This is a genomic window from Picosynechococcus sp. NKBG15041c, assembly GCF_055380235.1.
The window spans coordinates 1322898-1338388 of the sequence record NZ_AP040363.1; the positions used below are offsets into that span (position 1 = coordinate 1322898).

Sequence of the window (15491 nt, forward strand, 5' to 3'; positions counted from 1 at the left end):
CGCCTATTTTGCCTCCAACCAGTTTTTCCCGCAGTGAATGTCTACCTCCAGGGGCACAGAAAGAGACACCGCGTTTTCCATGGTGGTTTTAAGCTTGCCCTGTAATTTTTCCCACTCCTCTGGGGGCATCTCAAAGACCAATTCATCATGGACCTGGAGCAAGAGGCGCGCTTGGTAATCCTTGAGCAGTTCATGGATCTGGACCATTGCCACTTTGATAATGTCAGCGCTTGAGCCTTGGATCGGCGCATTGGCCGCTGCCCGCAAGAGCTGGGCGTCATTGTAGGCATAGTCCAAACTGTTTAGGTCAAGGGCCTGGGGATCACTGCCTTTGAGGGCTAAAAGGGAATTACTGGCAAAATTAAAATTCCGCCGCCGCCCCAAGATCGTAGTCACATACCCCTGGGCGATCGCCTGTTTTTTGACCAGCTCTAAATATTCAAATACCTTGCTGTAGCGTTGGTGGTAGCGTTCAATAAAAGCTCTGCCCTCCTCTTTTGTGACCCCAGCCTCCCGGGCAAACCGCTGGGAGCCCATGCCGTAGATCACCCCAAAATTGATGATTTTACCAATGCGTCTTTCCGTAGATGTCACAGCTTCAGGGGAATCCCGCTCAAAAATCATCTGGGCCGTGACCCGGTGCACATCTTCTCCTTTTCGATAGGCCTCCAAAAGAATTGGCTCCTGACTTAAATGGGTAAGAATGCGCAGTTCAATTTGAGAATAATCTGCGGCTACGAGCAGCCAATCAGATGGGGAATAAACGCCCGACGGAATCCGCTTCGAAAAGTCTGTCCGCACCGGGATATTTTGTAAATTTGGATTTGAAGAAGAAAGGCGCCCCGTACTGGTCAGACTTTGGTTGAAATCGGTGTGTATCCGGCCCGTTCTCGGGCTAACGAGGGTTGGGAGTGCGTCAATGTAGGTGGATTTCAGTTTCGCGAGGGTACGATATTCCAGCAGATAATCAATGATTGGGTGGTCACCCTGGAGTTTTTCGAGGACCGTGTGATCGGTGGAATAGCCAGTTTTAGTTTTGCGGGTTTTCTTCGGATTCAATCCCAATTTTTCAAATAAAATTTCCCCCAACTGTTTTGGAGAATTGATATTAAAGCGCTCATCGGCAGCAATATACACCTGGGTTTCTAATGTTTCTAGATCAGCGCCTAGTTCTGTGGACAATTGCGCCAAATATTCTAAATCAAGACGAATGCCATTATTTTCCATGGCAGAAAGCACTGGCTCAAGGGGCTGCTCCACGGTAGTGAGCAATTGCGCTAAGTCGGGATATGCTTTGAGTTCACTAGAGAGTTCTTGAAATAACAAATAGGTTGTATATACATCAAGGCCACAATATTCAGCGGCTTTGGGAATTTCAAGATCTGCAATGGTTTGTTTTTTAGTTAAGCCCAGATCACTGTAACTTTGGGCAATGATATTGCCGAGATAGCGAAAACTGAGGTCTGTTAAGTTGTGTTTGCTCTCGGGGTGCAGCACATAGCTCGCAAGCATTGTGTCAAAGACCACGCCTTTTAAGTGAATCCCTTGGTAATAAAAAATACCCCGGTCAAACTTGGCATTTTGGAGGACTTTGGGATATTGCTCTCCTTCTAAAATGGGTTTGAGGGCAGCGGCCACTTGGTCAAAAGGTAATTGCTCTCCTTCTTTGTGGGACAGGGGAATATAGGCCAATTCATCGGGGTTTTTCCCCCAACAGCAGCCAATACCCACAAGCGCTACCTGACGCGGATCGAGGCCGGTGGTTTCGGTGTCCCAGGCGACGGGGTTCGTGGGATCTGTTTGCTGCTCGAGGATTGTAATCAAATGTTTGAGCTTATCGGTAGTATCGATAATTTGGGGGGCGATCGCCTCATTTTTTGGCGGCACGGGTTCTGGGGGTGACACAACTTCCGCAGAGGATGACTGAAAAATCGAAAGCTGCCCATTATTCTCTCCTTGGCCATTTTGAGCCGCCGGAGGAATGTAAGGCAATTCAATAGTTTCTGCCCCCATCACTTTTTGGAGCTTGCCGATATTTTGAATGAATTTTTTTAGCTCTAATTTAACGAGTATCTCAGTGGCTTCTGTGAGTTCAAAGCCTTGAAGTTTTAAATCTTTTAGATCAACTTCGATGGGAACTGCCTGTTCAATTTTGGCTAAGTTTTGACAATGGTAAGCTTGCTCTTTGTCCGTTTCTAATTTTTTGCGAGTTGCGCCTTTAATTTGGTCTAGATTTGCATAAATGTTATCCAGGGAGCCAAATTCTTGAATCAGTTTAATCGCTGTTTTATCCCCAATGCCCTGTACGCCTTTATAATTATCTGAGGCATCCCCAGCGAGGGCTTTGAGATCAACCACTTGCTCTGGCTGGACCCCTAATTTTTCTTCGACGAGGTCCGGCGTAAATTCTTCGTAACTGCCACTTTTGACGCCGCGACTATCTAAATAGAGAATACTGATATTTTTCGCAGGGTTAACGAGTTGAAATAAATCGCGATCGCCTGTGAGAATTTTCACCTGATAGCCCGCTTCACTCGCCTGGGCAGCGAGAGTCGCAAGCACATCATCTGCTTCATAGCCCGCCTTGGTGACGCGGGTGACCTGGAGGCTATCGAGGAGGGTCAAAAGATTTTGAAAATCTGGGATGAAATCATCGGGGGTCTCCTTGCGCTGGGCTTTGTAATTTTCATCGGCTTCATGGCGGAAGGTGGGCTCAGAGCGATCAAAGGCGATCGCCACACTGTGGGGCTGTTGCCGCTCGATCACTTGCATTAGCGCATTGAGAAAGCCAAAGCAAATGCTCGTCGGGATCCCCGTCGATGTCCGCAGTGCCCCCTGGCGAGATTTGGCAAAGGCATAGTAGCAGCGAAACGCAAGGGAGTGACCATCAATGAGCAGGAGCAGAGGAGTCGTCATCAATATCCATGGGGCAATCAACTGCCCTGATCTTCCCATAATCGCGCCGTTTCATCACCCTACCAGGATTTTCCCCAGATAAGAAAACGGATACAGGGGGCGATCACCTTAGCCTAAACTGAAAATTACATTCTTTCTGAGGTTGTGAAACAATGAAAAATTTTGATGCTTTTTTCCAGAATATTTATGCGCAACCCATCACTGACCGTAAACACTGGTATGCCGAAGCAACCGAAGCCTACGAGCAATATCGTGCCCCCTATGTCTCGAAGATTATCGATTTAATTTGCCAGCAACTGGAACCCAATGAACTGATTCTAGAAATTGGTAGCGGCCCCGGTAATGCAACCCAGCATTTTATCCAGCGAAACTTTAAATTAATCTGCCTTGAACCCAATCCAAAAGCTTGTGAATTTTTGGCCCGGCGGTTTCAAAATTATCCGGATCTAGAAGTCGTCAATACAACCTTTGAGGAATGGCAACCGACGCCGAAAAAATTTAATGCGATCCTCGCCAGTACTTCCTTTCATTGGCTCCAACCTGAAACCAGATGCCAGGCGATCGCCCGCTTACTCAATCCCCAGGGAAAAATTATTCTCCTCTGGAATACTGTTCCTCAGCCCGATTCAGAGATTTTTCAATACCTGCTTCCCTTCTATGAGAAACATATGCCCAGCTTTGCAAGCTTTGAAAATATTACAGTGCAAGAACAGAATTTAAACAATATTAGCCAAGGTTTGTTAGCGTCCGATTGCTTTGAAAACCTCGAACTGACCCAGGTGATTGAACAAAAAGATTATACACCGACAGACTATCTTAAATTGTTAACAACCCTCTCCCCCTATATCGCCCTAGAAGCCACCGTTCGTGAGCAACTCTTTCAAGAATTAAGGGAGGTTTTTCAGTCTCAAAATATCGAAGTCATTCCCACTGAATATATCTGTGCTGCCCACATTGCCCAGGTTAAGTCTCCCGCTTGAATTTTTAACAAAAGTAAAAAATAAAAAAGGTGAGCGCGATTAAGGCCCACCTTCACTGTTTAAATTTTTAAATTTTCAGTTTAGTGCAATGAATCGAAATATTTAGCTTTCTTTTAACCAGCTAAACATGGCCCGGAGATCTTTCCCAACCACTTCGATGGGATGCTCTTCTTCTTGGCGACGAATCGCGGTGAATTGTGCTTGGCCAGATTGGTTTTCGAGAATGAAGTTGCGAGCAAACTCCCCAGACTGAATTTCGCTGAGGATCTGTTTCATCGCCGCTTTGGTGTCTGCGGTCACGATGCGAGGGCCACTCATGTAGTCGCCATATTCAGCGGTGGTGGAGATACTGTCGCGCATCTTCGCCAAGCCACCTTCAACCACGAGGTCAACAATCAGTTTAACTTCGTGTAAGCATTCAAAGTAGGCCAATTCGGGCTGATAACCAGCTTCAACGAGGGTTTCAAACCCAGCTTTGATCAGGGCACTCAAACCACCGCAGAGAACAGCTTGTTCCCCAAAGAGATCGGTTTCTGTTTCTTCCCGGAATGTGGTTTCGAGGATACCGCCACGGGTACCACCAATGCCTTTCGCGTAAGCCATGGCGAGTTCGCGGGCTTGGCCAGTGGCATCTTGGTACACAGCAAATAGAGCAGGAACCCCTTGGCCTTGGGCGTAGGTGCGGCGGACGAGGTGACCGGGGCCTTTGGGGGCAACCATCACAACATCAACATCAGCGGGAGGGACAATTTGACCGAAGTTGATGTTAAACCCGTGGGCAAAGGAAAGCACATCGCCGGCTTTGAGGTTGGGGGCAATGTCGTTGGTGTAGACGCGCTTTTGCACATCATCAGGCAGCAGGATCATGATCCAGTCGGCTACTTTTGCGGCTTCAGCAACGGGTAAAACCTTCAGACCTTCTGCTTCGGCTTTGGCAGTGGACTTACTCCCTTCATAGAGACCGACGACCACGTTGACACCACTATCTTTGAGGTTGAGGGCGTGGGCATGGCCCTGGGAACCGTAGCCAACGATCGCAACGGTTTTGCCGCTGAGCAGATCTAAGTTTGCGTCCGCATCATAATACATGCGAGCCATAGGACAATTCTCCGACAGAAATTACAAATTTAAGAATATGTGTTAATGCATACTGCAGACTTCGTATTATAGGGGATTGTCGCCCTCTGACCCCCTGTTCAAACTACGCCAGACCCAGACAAATTTTCTTGTCACCCCAGATAAGTAATGGTTAGGCGATCGCCTAACCATTACCTCGCATTTTTTCTTTGTCGAAAGAATCAGACAAAATTTTGTGACCCACGACCCGATTCGCCCTGGGCTGTAGGGACTGTTACAATAGTTTTCTGGTAATTCTTAGACAAACATTTAACAACACGCTCCCATGGGTAAAGGAATCGTTCTGCTCTCAAAACGAGAAATTGAAAAAATGCGCAGTGCGGGACGGCTGGCCGCACAACTCCTCGATTACCTAGAGCCCCTGGTCAAGCCCGGTGTCACCACCCTTGAACTGAACGATGCCGCCGAAGCCTGGACTCAAAAGCACGGCGCCAAAAGCGCTCCCCTCGGCTACGGCAAAAGTAACCCTTTTCCCCGTTCGATCTGCACGAGCGTCAATGAAGTCATTTGCCACGGGATCCCCAGCAAAAAGCAAGTGTTAAAAGAAGGTGACATTATCAATATCGATGTCACGCCGATCCTCGATGGTTACCACGGCGACACCTCTCGCACCTTCTTTGTCGGCACTCCAGCCCCCAAGGTCAAAAAATTAGTCGAAGTGACCAAACAATGTCTATATATCGGCATTGAAGCGGCCCAGCCCAATGGTCGCATCGGCGATATTGGCGCGGCAATCCAAGAATATGCTGAAGCCCAGGGCTATTCAGTCGTGCGGGATTTTGTCGGCCATGGCATTAGTAATGTGTTCCACACAGAACCCCAAGTGCCCCATTACGGTAAGCGCGGTAAAGGGACAAAAATTCGGCCGGGCATGGTCTTCACCATCGAACCGATGATCAATGAAGGCACCTACGAGGCTGAAATGCTAAGCGACGGCTGGACCGCTGTCACCAAAGACCGGAAGCTCTCGGCCCAGTTCGAGCATACGATCGCCATCACCCCAGAGGGGCCAGAAATTCTTACCCGTGCCGATTAAGGTGCCGTTGCAATGGCTGTGGCAGCGTCGATTCCAGTAGAAATTGCGCTAAAGTTTGCCCAAGCTTTGGTCGAAGGAAACTTTGAGGCGGCTCGGCTCTACCTAAGCCCAGTATTACAAGGCCAATATCCAGCGCCGCGATTGCAACAGGTGTTTGCGGCAATGGTTGCCTATGGCGACGGGCCACCGACAGATGTTGAGGCGATCGCCACCCTAGACAACTGGCCAGATAAACGGCCACAAGATTGGCGCTGGGTATATGTCTCGATCGCCGGCGATGGTTATGGGGAGGCAGTCACAGTTATTGTGGGGCAAGATCACTTGATTCATGCCCTAGAGTGGGGCCGGCCCTAAAAAAAAGATTCTGACAGAAGTTGTCCTTGGGAATTGGGTTGGGTCTGCTGTTGCTGACGGTTACTGATCGCTGCGGCGATCGCCAAACTACAAACAAATAAGATGATGAGCAGCAGGGGAGACATTTTTCGTTTTTGCTGGGATTTTCGCAAAGGAGCCTGGCCCCGGACACGCCGGATTTTTTCTGCCCATTCTTGAAATTCTCTTTCGGTAGTCATTACAAAGTTAAATCTCTTTTGATTTCCCAAATGTCTCTATTATATCAAGGGGAGATTTGCGCCAATTTTCAAACCACTCAGTCACAATCGCCCTGGTGAAAAAAATGCAGGATATTCGTTTACTGGTCCTTGATATTGATGGCACGATTCTCGGTAAAAGCCTTGAAGTTTCTCCTGCGGTCCTTGAAGCAATTCAGGCGGTACAACAACGGGGCATCAGGGTTGCGATCGCCACAGGGCGGATGTTTTGTTCCGCAAAAAAATATCATCAACTCATTGCCTCAGACGTGCCACTCATTGCCTATAATGGCGCCTGGATTCAGGATCCTTTGGTACAAAAGCCCCATCGCCAACTCTCGGTACCGGCGGCGATCGCCCTCGACATTTTAGAATATTTAGACGCAGAACCATGGTGCTCAAAATTGCACCTCCATGTGTACCACGGCGACCAATTATTTGTAAAAGAACTCAATGATCGGGTTTTTGCCTACCAAGAAAGAACCGGGTGCCAGGCCAATTTACTCACAGATTTACGGGGCATAACAGACCATGCTCCCACAAAAATTCTCGCCGTTTGTCATCACGAAGATTTACCAGCCAAACTATTACCTGAAGTCAGAAAGCGTTACACCGATCATCAAATTCATTGTGTACAATCTACTGAATTTTATGTCGAGTTTACTTCTCCCATAGCGACCAAGGGACAAGCTCTCAAAACACTCACTGAGGAGATTCTCGGTTTAGAAGCCCGCAATGTGATGGCGATTGGTGATAATTACAATGATTTAGAAATGATTCAATACGCAGGGCTAGGGATCGCCATGGGCAATGCGCCCGCCGGGGTCCAAAAGATCGCCGATCATGTCACCGATTCCATTGAAAATGATGGGGTAGCCCAGGCGATCGCCAAATTTTTACTCTAAATCAATCACTTGAATTGTATTGAGTTCTGGATCATGGGCGCCAGTAATAACGCCCCCTAGTTTGAGCACCTGCTTGAGACTATAAATTTTCCCATGGGTAATTTTTTCCCCTGGCATAATTACAGGAATACCAGGCGGATAAGGACAAATTAACTCAGCACAAATTTGATTGATGCTCGCTTTAATGGAGACTGTTTTGCTCGTCGAAAAATAGGCCTGACGGGGTGATAGAGGCGGCAAATCATAAAGTTGTTGGAAAGTGGACTGATCTAAGTTTTGTTGTTGGCTAAAAGGTTGTTGCGGTTGATAACTACCAAGCTCTTTAAATGCTTTGATTAATTGTTCAATATCTTTTTCGGTATTACCAAAGGTCAGGATAAAAGTGAGCGATCGCCGCAATGGTAATTCTGCAATCACACCCAATTTTTCGGCAAAAATCTCATCAGCTTCATAGCCCGTAAAACCCAATCCTGTCACATCAATGGTTAAGCGAGTTTGATCAAAATATTGAATACCCTTTTGGGGCCGGGGATCAAAAACTTTGATGCCTTGAATTTCAGCTAATGCCTGTCGTGCTTGTTTCGCTAAAGTTAAGGTCTCAGACCAAAGTTTTTCGCCCATGGTTGCCATCTGTTCACGGGCAGCATCGAGGGACGCGAGCAGTAAGTAACTGGGGCTGGTGGATTCCACTAACTGTAAAGCGCGGCTAATTTTCTGGGGATCAATTCGTGAACCCTGTAAATGCAACATGGATGCCTGGGTCATCGCGCCGAGAGTTTTGTGGGTCGATTGAATTACCAGATCTGCGCCGAGTTCTAGGGCTGTGGGCGGTAAATCAGGGTGAAATTTAAAGTGACTGCCGTGGGCTTCATCGACGATTAACGGTACATTTTTCGTGTGGGTAATTTTGGCGATCGCCCCCAAATCCGGACAAACCCCTTGGTAGGTCGGCGAGAGGACAAACACCGCTTTAATATCGGGATGAATTTGAAATGCTGCCTCAACGGATTCCGGTGTTAAGCCATAGCTCAAATCCCACTGGGGATCGTAGGGCGGTTTTACAAAAACGGGCATTGCCCCGGCGTGAATTAAGCCGGAAATGGCCGATTGATGGACATTGCGCGGTAACAGAATTTTGTCGCCATTTCCCACCGTTGCCAAAATTGCCGCGATGATCCCGCAGGTGGAACCATTGACGAGGAACCAAGTTTGATCCGCGCTAAAGGTTTTCGCCGCCAGATTTTGAGCTTTTAAAATCACGCCTTCCGGTGCAAAAAGATTATCTAAATCAGGCAATTCTGGTAAATCTGCCCGAAAAATCGCTGATCCCCAAGCCTCCGTCAGGTCATGAAAAATCCCCTGACCACGTTTGTGACCGGGGGCGTAAAAAGGGGCATGGTTTGAGTTAGAAAGTTCGAGCAGTTTTGAAAACAGCGGAGTCATTAGCTAATCGAAGCAAGGGTTGTGGTCAACATCGCGGTAACTTCATGCACCGCAGGTAAACTATCCACCACCATCGCCGTACAAAGCAACATCATGTACAGAATCGAATATTTAAACATCGATTTGGCGATCGCCTTTTCAAAGGGATTTTGTTTCAGTTCCCAGGCCTTTTGAATAAAAATCCCCCCGAGAATCGTGGCGGCGATCGCATAGAGTAAACCCGACGCCTGGAATGGAAACACCAACAGGAAACTAAATGGCACAGTGATCAACGTGTAAATCCAGATTTGATCCACCGTCACTTTTTCGCCCTTCACCACCGGTAACATCGGCACATTTACCTCGGCATAATCATCTTTGATCATCAATGCCAAAGCCCAGAAGTGGGGCGGCGTCCAGAGGAAAATCAGGGCAAAAATAATCCATGCCGACCAATCTAAATGACCCGTCACCGCTGCCCAACCGACGAGGGGCGGAATTGATCCCGCCGCGCCGCCGATCACAATATTCTGCACATTGTGCCGCTTCAGCCAATGGGTATAGATCAGCATGTAGAAAATGATCCCCGACAGCGCCAAACAAGCACTGAGCAAATTCACAAACACCGTCAGCAACGAAAAAGATAATCCCCCCAAGATCAGCGCGAAAATCAACGCATGGCGCGGTTGCACCCGACCCGAAGGAATCGGACGTTTGCGGGTGCGTTGCATCGAAAAATCAATGTCTTGATCGTAAATGCAATTGAGGGTCTGGGCAGAGGCAGCAGCGAGGGTTCCGCCCAACATCGTAATCACCAATTTCACGGGATCAATCTCACCATGGGAAGCGATCCACATTGAAGCCGCCGTGGTAATCAGTAGTAGGGGAATAATGCGGGGTTTCGTAAGCTGATAATAACTTTTGACCACGGCCAAAAAGTTTTCGTGTTGGGGCGAAAGGCTGGTGCCGAGCATAAAAAAATATCCTGATAGACCTGAGGGGAATGATGTAGAGAAGGGGAAAAATCATGTGTGAAGACTTCGGCCCCAATGTAATCGAGTTCGAAAATTAATCTGTTAACTGCATCACGGTTTGGCGATCGCGCAGGGCAAATACTGAAAAGATCACTAACGTCCCAAGGAGAGCTGCACCAACCGCTTGGTGGGTCACGGTTAGCGGTTCCACCTGTAAATGAAGTTTGTAAGTTCCCACCCCAATTGCCACTTGCAGACAGACGAGAAGCGCCGCAGTATTCGCAAGATACCGTAACACCGGATGGAGCGCAGGGGTGCGCCAAGACAAAATCACTGTGATCAATGTGGCAAGGGTTGCAGGGACCACGCCGATGATGTGGCTATGCATCACCAAACACATATCCCCCTGAAAAAAGCACTGATGAGCCGCCCATTGGGACGCCACTAAACCCCCCAGTAAACTCTGGACATAGACAAGAATTGCCCCTGTGACACTGATCCAAGGTAATTTACCCACCGTGCCATTGCCCTTGTAATCGCTCAAACAGGAACCAATGGTGAGGAGCGTGACAAAGAACACCAATGCTGTACCGAGGTGCGCTGTGACGATATCAAAGCGGAGCAATTGCGTTACCGTCAGTCCGCCTAAAATGCCCTGAAACACGATTAAAAACAGGGCGAAGCCTGCTGACCAAGGGAGCCAACGGGGTAACACATTCCGGAACCAGACCGTTAACCCCACAAGGGCGATCGCCGATAATCCGATCAAGGCCGCATCCAAACGGTGAAACCATTCCAGAAAAACCTGCAAATTCATCTGTTGCGTCGGCACAAGCTGCCCATAGCACAGGGGCCAGTCCGGACAAGCCAAGCCCGCATTCATCACCCGCGTCGCACTACCAATCCCCATGAGCAAAAAGGTGGCGATCGCCATTTTCCAGACAAGACGACGGATCCAAGTTTTGACCTGATGTCTGTCACCGGTGAAAGTCACTGGAGAAGGGAGGGAATGAGCCATAAAGTCTCCTCACAAAACGCTTAACAACCACGAGAGCCAAAGCTTTTATCGCAGTTTATTTGCAGATTGTTTGCCAAAAAATCGCTAAATCTCGTTCTCTATCACTGTAATGAACCCCTCTGGCCCCTGCTGTTTAGGAACCTATCCTGTACAAAATCTTTACATTTGGGGTAATTTCTTCCTCAGAAAGCTTAAAAAAAACTTAATTTTTGTGAGCTAGTTTATCTTCCGTTGCCCTTGATACCACTGTTAAAGAACGCCTATTTGTCAACACTCAACCATGAAGATTGTGACAAACCGAAAGCATTTCTAAACAGTTTGTTTTAACGTGGTAGACAGCAGTTATCTAAAAGAGAGATTCGACTTTTCCCCGTGAATATTCCAAATAGCATCACGACTTTGATCGTTGGAATTGCCGTCACCCTCATCAGTCTTTGGTATGGTCAGCACCATGGTCTAATGCCAGTGGCCGCTTCAGCCGATGCCAATGATGTAGATGAATTATTCAATTTGATGATGACGATCGCCACTGGTCTATTCATCCTGATTGAAGGAGCACTCGTCATTTGTTTGATCCGATTTCGCCGCAAAAAAGGAGACCTCACTGACGGGCCTGCCATTGAAGGCAATGTTCCCTTAGAAATTCTTTGGACGGCAATTCCCACCCTTACTGTTTTTATCTTGGCTATTTATAGTTTTGAAATTTATAACAAAATGGGTGGCCTCGACCCGATGGTTTCTGGTAGTGGCATGGCGATGTCTCACCACCACCATCACAACCCCAGCACTATGGAAAATATGGTCGCCATGGGGGGAGATTCCCAAGTGGCGATCGGCATTGGTAAATCCATGTCTGCCGGAGAACAGGAGCCCCTGGTGGTAGAGGTCAATGGCCTCCAATACGCTTGGATTTTCACCTATCCTGATACGGGGATCATCTCCGGTGACCTCCATGTGCCCGTCGATCGCCCTGTCCAGCTCAACATGAAAGCGGCAGATGTGATCCATGCCTTCTGGTTACCGGAACTGCGGATTAAACAGGATGTGATGCCGGGGCAACTGTCCCAACTGAGTTTTGTGGCGAACCGCGAGGGAACCTACCCTGTGATTTGTGCGGAATTGTGTGGCTCTTACCACGGCGGCATGAAAACGACCATGACCGTAGAAACTGCCGAGGGCTATGACGCCTGGGTACAGTCGCGGACGGTGGCAATGCAGTCAGAAGAAAACCAGACCATGGCAGTGAATCCGAGTGATTTAAGTGATGCAGCATTTCTCCAAGCCTATGCCGAGGAGATGGGGATCATTAAAAATACCCTCGACCAGATTCCCCATGGACCGATGACCATGATGTCTATTCATCAATAGATCTAGGCTTTTTAGTAAATTTCTTGAGTAAACCAACAGTAACGATCAACCATGAGTGAAGCGACAACACACCACGGGGGCGATCGCAAGTGGACAGACTATTTCACCTTCTGTACCGACCATAAAGTAATTGGGATTCAGTACCTTGTGACTTCCTTTTTCTTTTATTTCATTGGTGGTGCGCTGGCAGAGATGGTGCGCACCGAACTTGCGACCCCCGACCCTGACTTTGTCAGTCCTGAAGTTTATAACCAACTGTTCACCATGCACGGCACAATCATGATCTTTTTGTGGATTGTACCTGCGGGAGCCGCCTTTGCCAATTACCTAATCCCGTTGATGATTGGCGCGGATGATATGGCCTTTCCCCGCTTGAATGCGGTGGCATTTTGGATGCAGCCTGTCGGTGGGATTTTGTTGATTTCCAGCTTTTTTGTCGGTGCGCCCCAAGCGGGTTGGACGTCCTATCCGCCCTTGAGTTTGATCTCTGGGAAATGGGGGGAAGAACTGTGGATTCTCTGCCTGCTGATTTTGGGGACGGCTTCGATTTTGGGGGCGATTAATTTTGTCACCACTATTTTTAAAATGCGCATCCCTGAGATGGATATCCACAGTATGCCGTTGTTTTGTTGGGCGATGTTGGCGACTTCGGCGCTGATTCTCCTCTCGACTCCAGTACTGGCAGCGGCGTTAATTCTCCTGTCCTTTGATTTGATGGCGGGAACGGCGTTTTTTAATCCCACGGGGGGCGGCGATCCGATTGTGTACCAGCACTTATTCTGGTTTTATTCCCATCCGGCGGTGTACATCATGGTATTGCCCTTCTTCGGGGTGATCTCCGAGGTGTTGCCAGTCCACTCCCGTAAACCGATCTTCGGCTATCGGGCGATCGCCTATTCCGGTCTCGCGATCAGTTTCTTAGGATTAATCGTCTGGGCGCACCACATGTTCACCAGTGGCACCCCCGGTTGGTTACGGATGTTCTTCATGGCGACAACCATGCTCGTAGCTGTGCCAACAGGGATCAAAATTTTTAGTTGGTGTGCCACCCTCTGGGGCGGCAAGCTCCAGTTAAACTCCGCCTTACTTTTTGCGATCGGCTTTCTCTCTTCCTTCCTGATTGGAGGCTTGAGCGGGGTCATGTTAGCAGCTGCTCCCTTCGATATCCATGTCCACGATACCTACTTCGTTGTCGGTCACTTCCATTACGTTCTATTTGGGGGTTCTGTTTTCGCCTTATTCTCAGCGGTGTATCACTGGTATCCGAAGATGACGGGCAAAATGTATGACGAATTTTGGGGGAAACTCCATTTCGCCATGACCTTTGTAGGTTTTAATATGACTTTCTTGCCGATGCACTATCTCGGTATGCAAGGAATGAACCGCCGCATTGCCCTTTATGATCCCCAATTTCAAAGCTTGAACCAGGTGTGTACCATTGGTTCCTATATTTTGGCCTTGTCCACCTTGCCCTTTTTAGTGTCGATGGTGTTGGGTTTAGTGAAGGGCGAAGCTGCAGGACGTAACCCTTGGCGCGCCCTCACCCTCGAATGGCAAACCACTTCCCCGCCGAGCATTGAAAACTTTGATGAAGTGCCAGTTCTTTGGGCCGGGCCATACGACTACGGGATTGATAGCGAGTCAGAAGATGCAGGTGAATCTGTGGAAGAGATGCTTGCAGAAGTGGCGGAAGTTGGCTAAAGGAGAAAGCAATGCAGAGTTCGACAACAAATACGACAGTCACAGCAAATTACCAAGCGGCACCGACAGAACACCATGGACACCCCGATCACCGGATGTTTGGGCTAGTGCTGTTCCTTGTGGCGGAAACGATGATTTTTGCGGGATTATTTGCGGCGTTTTTGATTTATAAATCCACGATCGCCGATTTCTCGAAAGAATTAGAGCTAACCATCCCGACGATCAACACGATTATTCTGGTGAGCAGTAGTTTCGTGATGCACAAGGGGCAAAGTGCCATTAAAAATGACGATGTCAAAGGCCTACAGCTTTGGTTTGGGATTACGGCGCTGATGGGTGCGGTGTTCCTCGGTGGTCAGGTCTATGAATATGCCCACATGGAATTTGGGCTAACGGAGCATCTATTTGGTAGTTGTTTCTATGCGCTGACGGGCTTTCACGGATTACACGTCACGGCAGGTCTCCTGTTCACGTTGGCGGTATTGTGGCGATCGCGCGCAGCGGGTCACTATAGCGGTGCGTCCCATTTTGGAGTAGAAGCCGCAGAACTTTACTGGCATTTCGTCGATGTGGTTTGGATTGTTCTTTTCGGTCTTGTTTACCTGCTCTAGGGATTACCTTTTAAATTCATTCCCAACAAACAAAACAAAAAGGAGGAGGCGATCGCCTCCTCTTTTTTATCTTTATCTATGGGCGATCGCCCCAAAGCAAAAAACTAATCATTACTAGGAACAGGACGATAAGGATAGAGGAAATTCAACAACGGAAACAAATTACGCGACTGGATCCACAGACGGCCCTGACCACTGAAACGACAAACAAGCCCTTCCCCACCGAGAATTCCGGTACGGAGTCCCCGAAACGACAAACCACCAATCATTTCCACGTTGTAATCTAGGGTATCTTCGAAGGCAACAATGTAGCCCGTATCCACCACATAATCTCCGGCGACCGGGATTTCAATAATTGCCCCATAGGAGCTAAACCAAAAATCTCCAGTGCCCGAAGCCCGTAAGAAAAAGATCGACTCTCCCGAAAAAAAGCCTTTTAATCCTTGGAATTTAGTATCCAAATTCACCGAAGGACTCGCAGCCACAAAACCCGAAGACTGCACCATCAAAGACTTAGAACCATCCAGGTGATAATAGCTCACATCCCCCGGCACCCCAGGCGAAATGTAGATTTCTCCGGCAGTATTTTTTGCCGTGAACTCACTGATAAAGAGCGATTCTCCACTTAACATGCGGCCAATACCCTTCATCAAACCACCCCGCATCTTCGATTTCATATCGATATTGGCGTCCATGGCGGCCATCGCCCCCGCTTCCACAAGCAGGGTTTGGTTCGGAGGCAAAGTTACAATAAGAGAGGCATAGGAAGGGTTATTTTCAACACGAAACTGGAACTGAGACATAACTTTTAAGCGCTAATTTTTTAGCACTGG

At 48.3% G+C, this 15491-nt stretch carries 14 protein-coding genes; 7 read left to right on the forward strand and 7 right to left on the reverse strand.

The window, feature by feature from the left end:
- Positions 1-3: 3 nt before the first annotated feature.
- Positions 4-2916: a DNA polymerase I gene (polA, locus tag ACZ45B_RS06465; RefSeq protein ID WP_464675017.1), complete on the reverse strand. Its 2913-nt coding sequence runs from the start codon at positions 2914-2916 to the stop codon at positions 4-6.
- 152 nt (positions 2917-3068) lie between these two features.
- On the opposite strand from polA, the gene ACZ45B_RS06470 reads away from it, so the two are divergent.
- Positions 3069-3896 (forward strand): class I SAM-dependent methyltransferase, encoded by an 828-nt coding sequence (locus ACZ45B_RS06470; protein WP_024546253.1) that lies wholly within the window; start codon positions 3069-3071, stop codon positions 3894-3896.
- Positions 3897-3998: 102 nt separating this feature from the next.
- Here the strand turns inward: ACZ45B_RS06470 and ilvC are convergent, their stop codons facing one another.
- Positions 3999-4994 carry a ketol-acid reductoisomerase gene (gene ilvC, locus ACZ45B_RS06475; protein ID WP_024546252.1) on the reverse strand — a complete coding sequence of 332 codons (996 nt, stop codon included), beginning with the start codon at positions 4992-4994 and terminating at the stop codon, positions 3999-4001.
- Between the two features lie 304 nt (positions 4995-5298).
- Here ilvC and map point away from each other — a divergent pair, with 304 nt between their 5' ends.
- Together map and ACZ45B_RS06485 are read left to right on the forward strand one after the other, a co-directional pair.
- On the forward strand, positions 5299-6069 hold the full coding sequence (gene map / locus ACZ45B_RS06480; RefSeq protein WP_024546251.1) for a type I methionyl aminopeptidase: 771 nt from the start codon (positions 5299-5301) through the stop codon (positions 6067-6069).
- Between the two features lie 12 nt (positions 6070-6081).
- Positions 6082-6423: a hypothetical protein gene (locus ACZ45B_RS06485; RefSeq protein ID WP_024546250.1), complete on the forward strand. Its 342-nt coding sequence runs from the start codon at positions 6082-6084 to the stop codon at positions 6421-6423.
- Here the strand turns inward: ACZ45B_RS06485 and ACZ45B_RS06490 are convergent.
- Complete coding sequence (locus ACZ45B_RS06490) at positions 6420-6641, reverse strand: hypothetical protein (protein WP_024546249.1); 222 nt, start codon at positions 6639-6641, stop codon at positions 6420-6422. The two genes, ACZ45B_RS06485 and ACZ45B_RS06490, sit on opposite strands and share 4 nt — an antisense overlap.
- Positions 6642-6745: 104 nt before the next feature.
- On the opposite strand from ACZ45B_RS06490, the gene ACZ45B_RS06495 reads away from it, so the two are divergent.
- Positions 6746-7564, forward strand: coding sequence for a Cof-type HAD-IIB family hydrolase (locus ACZ45B_RS06495; RefSeq protein WP_024546248.1), 819 nt, complete (start codon positions 6746-6748; stop codon positions 7562-7564).
- Here the strand turns inward: ACZ45B_RS06495 and ACZ45B_RS06500 are convergent.
- The 3 genes from ACZ45B_RS06500 to ACZ45B_RS06510 form a co-directional block, all read right to left on the reverse strand.
- On the reverse strand, positions 7556-9007 hold the full coding sequence (locus tag ACZ45B_RS06500; RefSeq protein ID WP_024546247.1) for an aminotransferase class I/II-fold pyridoxal phosphate-dependent enzyme: 1452 nt from the start codon (positions 9005-9007) through the stop codon (positions 7556-7558). The genes ACZ45B_RS06495 and ACZ45B_RS06500 overlap by 9 nt on opposite strands.
- Positions 9007-9960, reverse strand: a complete 954-nt coding sequence (locus tag ACZ45B_RS06505; protein WP_024546246.1) for a heme o synthase — start codon at positions 9958-9960, stop codon at positions 9007-9009. Before ACZ45B_RS06505 ends, ACZ45B_RS06500 begins: the two co-directional genes overlap by 1 nt.
- A 94-nt stretch (positions 9961-10054) precedes the next feature.
- Positions 10055-10978 carry a COX15/CtaA family protein gene (locus ACZ45B_RS06510; RefSeq protein WP_024546245.1) on the reverse strand — a complete coding sequence of 308 codons (924 nt, stop codon included), beginning with the start codon at positions 10976-10978 and terminating at the stop codon, positions 10055-10057.
- Positions 10979-11350: 372 nt separating this feature from the next.
- On the opposite strand from ACZ45B_RS06510, the gene ACZ45B_RS06515 reads away from it, so the two are divergent.
- Genes ACZ45B_RS06515 through ACZ45B_RS06525 form a run of 3 tightly spaced genes read left to right on the forward strand, consistent with a single transcriptional unit; the run spans position 11351 to position 14658 of the window.
- Positions 11351-12346 (forward strand): cytochrome c oxidase subunit II, encoded by a 996-nt coding sequence (locus ACZ45B_RS06515; protein WP_024546244.1) that lies wholly within the window; start codon positions 11351-11353, stop codon positions 12344-12346.
- A gap of 51 nt (positions 12347-12397) precedes the next feature.
- Entirely contained in the window at positions 12398-14047 is a 1650-nt protein-coding gene (ctaD, locus tag ACZ45B_RS06520) for a cytochrome c oxidase subunit I (protein ID WP_024546243.1), read from the forward strand.
- A gap of 11 nt (positions 14048-14058) precedes the next feature.
- Positions 14059-14658, forward strand: a complete 600-nt coding sequence (locus ACZ45B_RS06525) for a cytochrome c oxidase subunit 3 (protein WP_024546242.1) — start codon at positions 14059-14061, stop codon at positions 14656-14658.
- A 104-nt stretch (positions 14659-14762) separates the two neighbouring features.
- On the opposite strand, the gene ACZ45B_RS06530 is transcribed toward ACZ45B_RS06525, so the two are convergent.
- Complete coding sequence (locus ACZ45B_RS06530) at positions 14763-15461, reverse strand: TIGR00266 family protein (protein WP_024546241.1); 699 nt, start codon at positions 15459-15461, stop codon at positions 14763-14765.
- Between the last annotated feature and the right edge of the window lie 30 nt (positions 15462-15491).

What these genes read in the sequence shown, in the direction of transcription:
- ACZ45B_RS06490 (WP_024546249.1), bottom strand. Translation starts at nt 6,641, where the DNA reads ATGACTACCGAAAGAGAATTTCAAGAATGGGCAGAAAAAATCCGGCGT.
- ilvC (WP_024546252.1), bottom strand. Translation starts at nt 4,994, where the DNA reads ATGGCTCGCATGTATTATGATGCGGACGCAAACTTAGATCTGCTCAGC.
- polA (WP_464675017.1), bottom strand. Translation starts at nt 2,916, where the DNA reads ATGACGACTCCTCTGCTCCTGCTCATTGATGGTCACTCCCTTGCGTTT.
- ACZ45B_RS06525 (WP_024546242.1), top strand. Translation starts at nt 14,059, where the DNA reads ATGCAGAGTTCGACAACAAATACGACAGTCACAGCAAATTACCAAGCG.
- ACZ45B_RS06510 (WP_024546245.1), bottom strand. Translation starts at nt 10,978, where the DNA reads ATGGCTCATTCCCTCCCTTCTCCAGTGACTTTCACCGGTGACAGACAT.
- ACZ45B_RS06485 (WP_024546250.1), top strand. Translation starts at nt 6,082, where the DNA reads ATGGCTGTGGCAGCGTCGATTCCAGTAGAAATTGCGCTAAAGTTTGCC.
- ACZ45B_RS06500 (WP_024546247.1), bottom strand. Translation starts at nt 9,007, where the DNA reads ATGACTCCGCTGTTTTCAAAACTGCTCGAACTTTCTAACTCAAACCAT.
- ACZ45B_RS06505 (WP_024546246.1), bottom strand. Translation starts at nt 9,960, where the DNA reads ATGCTCGGCACCAGCCTTTCGCCCCAACACGAAAACTTTTTGGCCGTG.
- ACZ45B_RS06530 (WP_024546241.1), bottom strand. Translation starts at nt 15,461, where the DNA reads ATGTCTCAGTTCCAGTTTCGTGTTGAAAATAACCCTTCCTATGCCTCT.
- ctaD (WP_024546243.1), top strand. Translation starts at nt 12,398, where the DNA reads ATGAGTGAAGCGACAACACACCACGGGGGCGATCGCAAGTGGACAGAC.
- ACZ45B_RS06470 (WP_024546253.1), top strand. Translation starts at nt 3,069, where the DNA reads ATGAAAAATTTTGATGCTTTTTTCCAGAATATTTATGCGCAACCCATC.
- ACZ45B_RS06495 (WP_024546248.1), top strand. Translation starts at nt 6,746, where the DNA reads ATGCAGGATATTCGTTTACTGGTCCTTGATATTGATGGCACGATTCTC.
- map (WP_024546251.1), top strand. Translation starts at nt 5,299, where the DNA reads ATGGGTAAAGGAATCGTTCTGCTCTCAAAACGAGAAATTGAAAAAATG.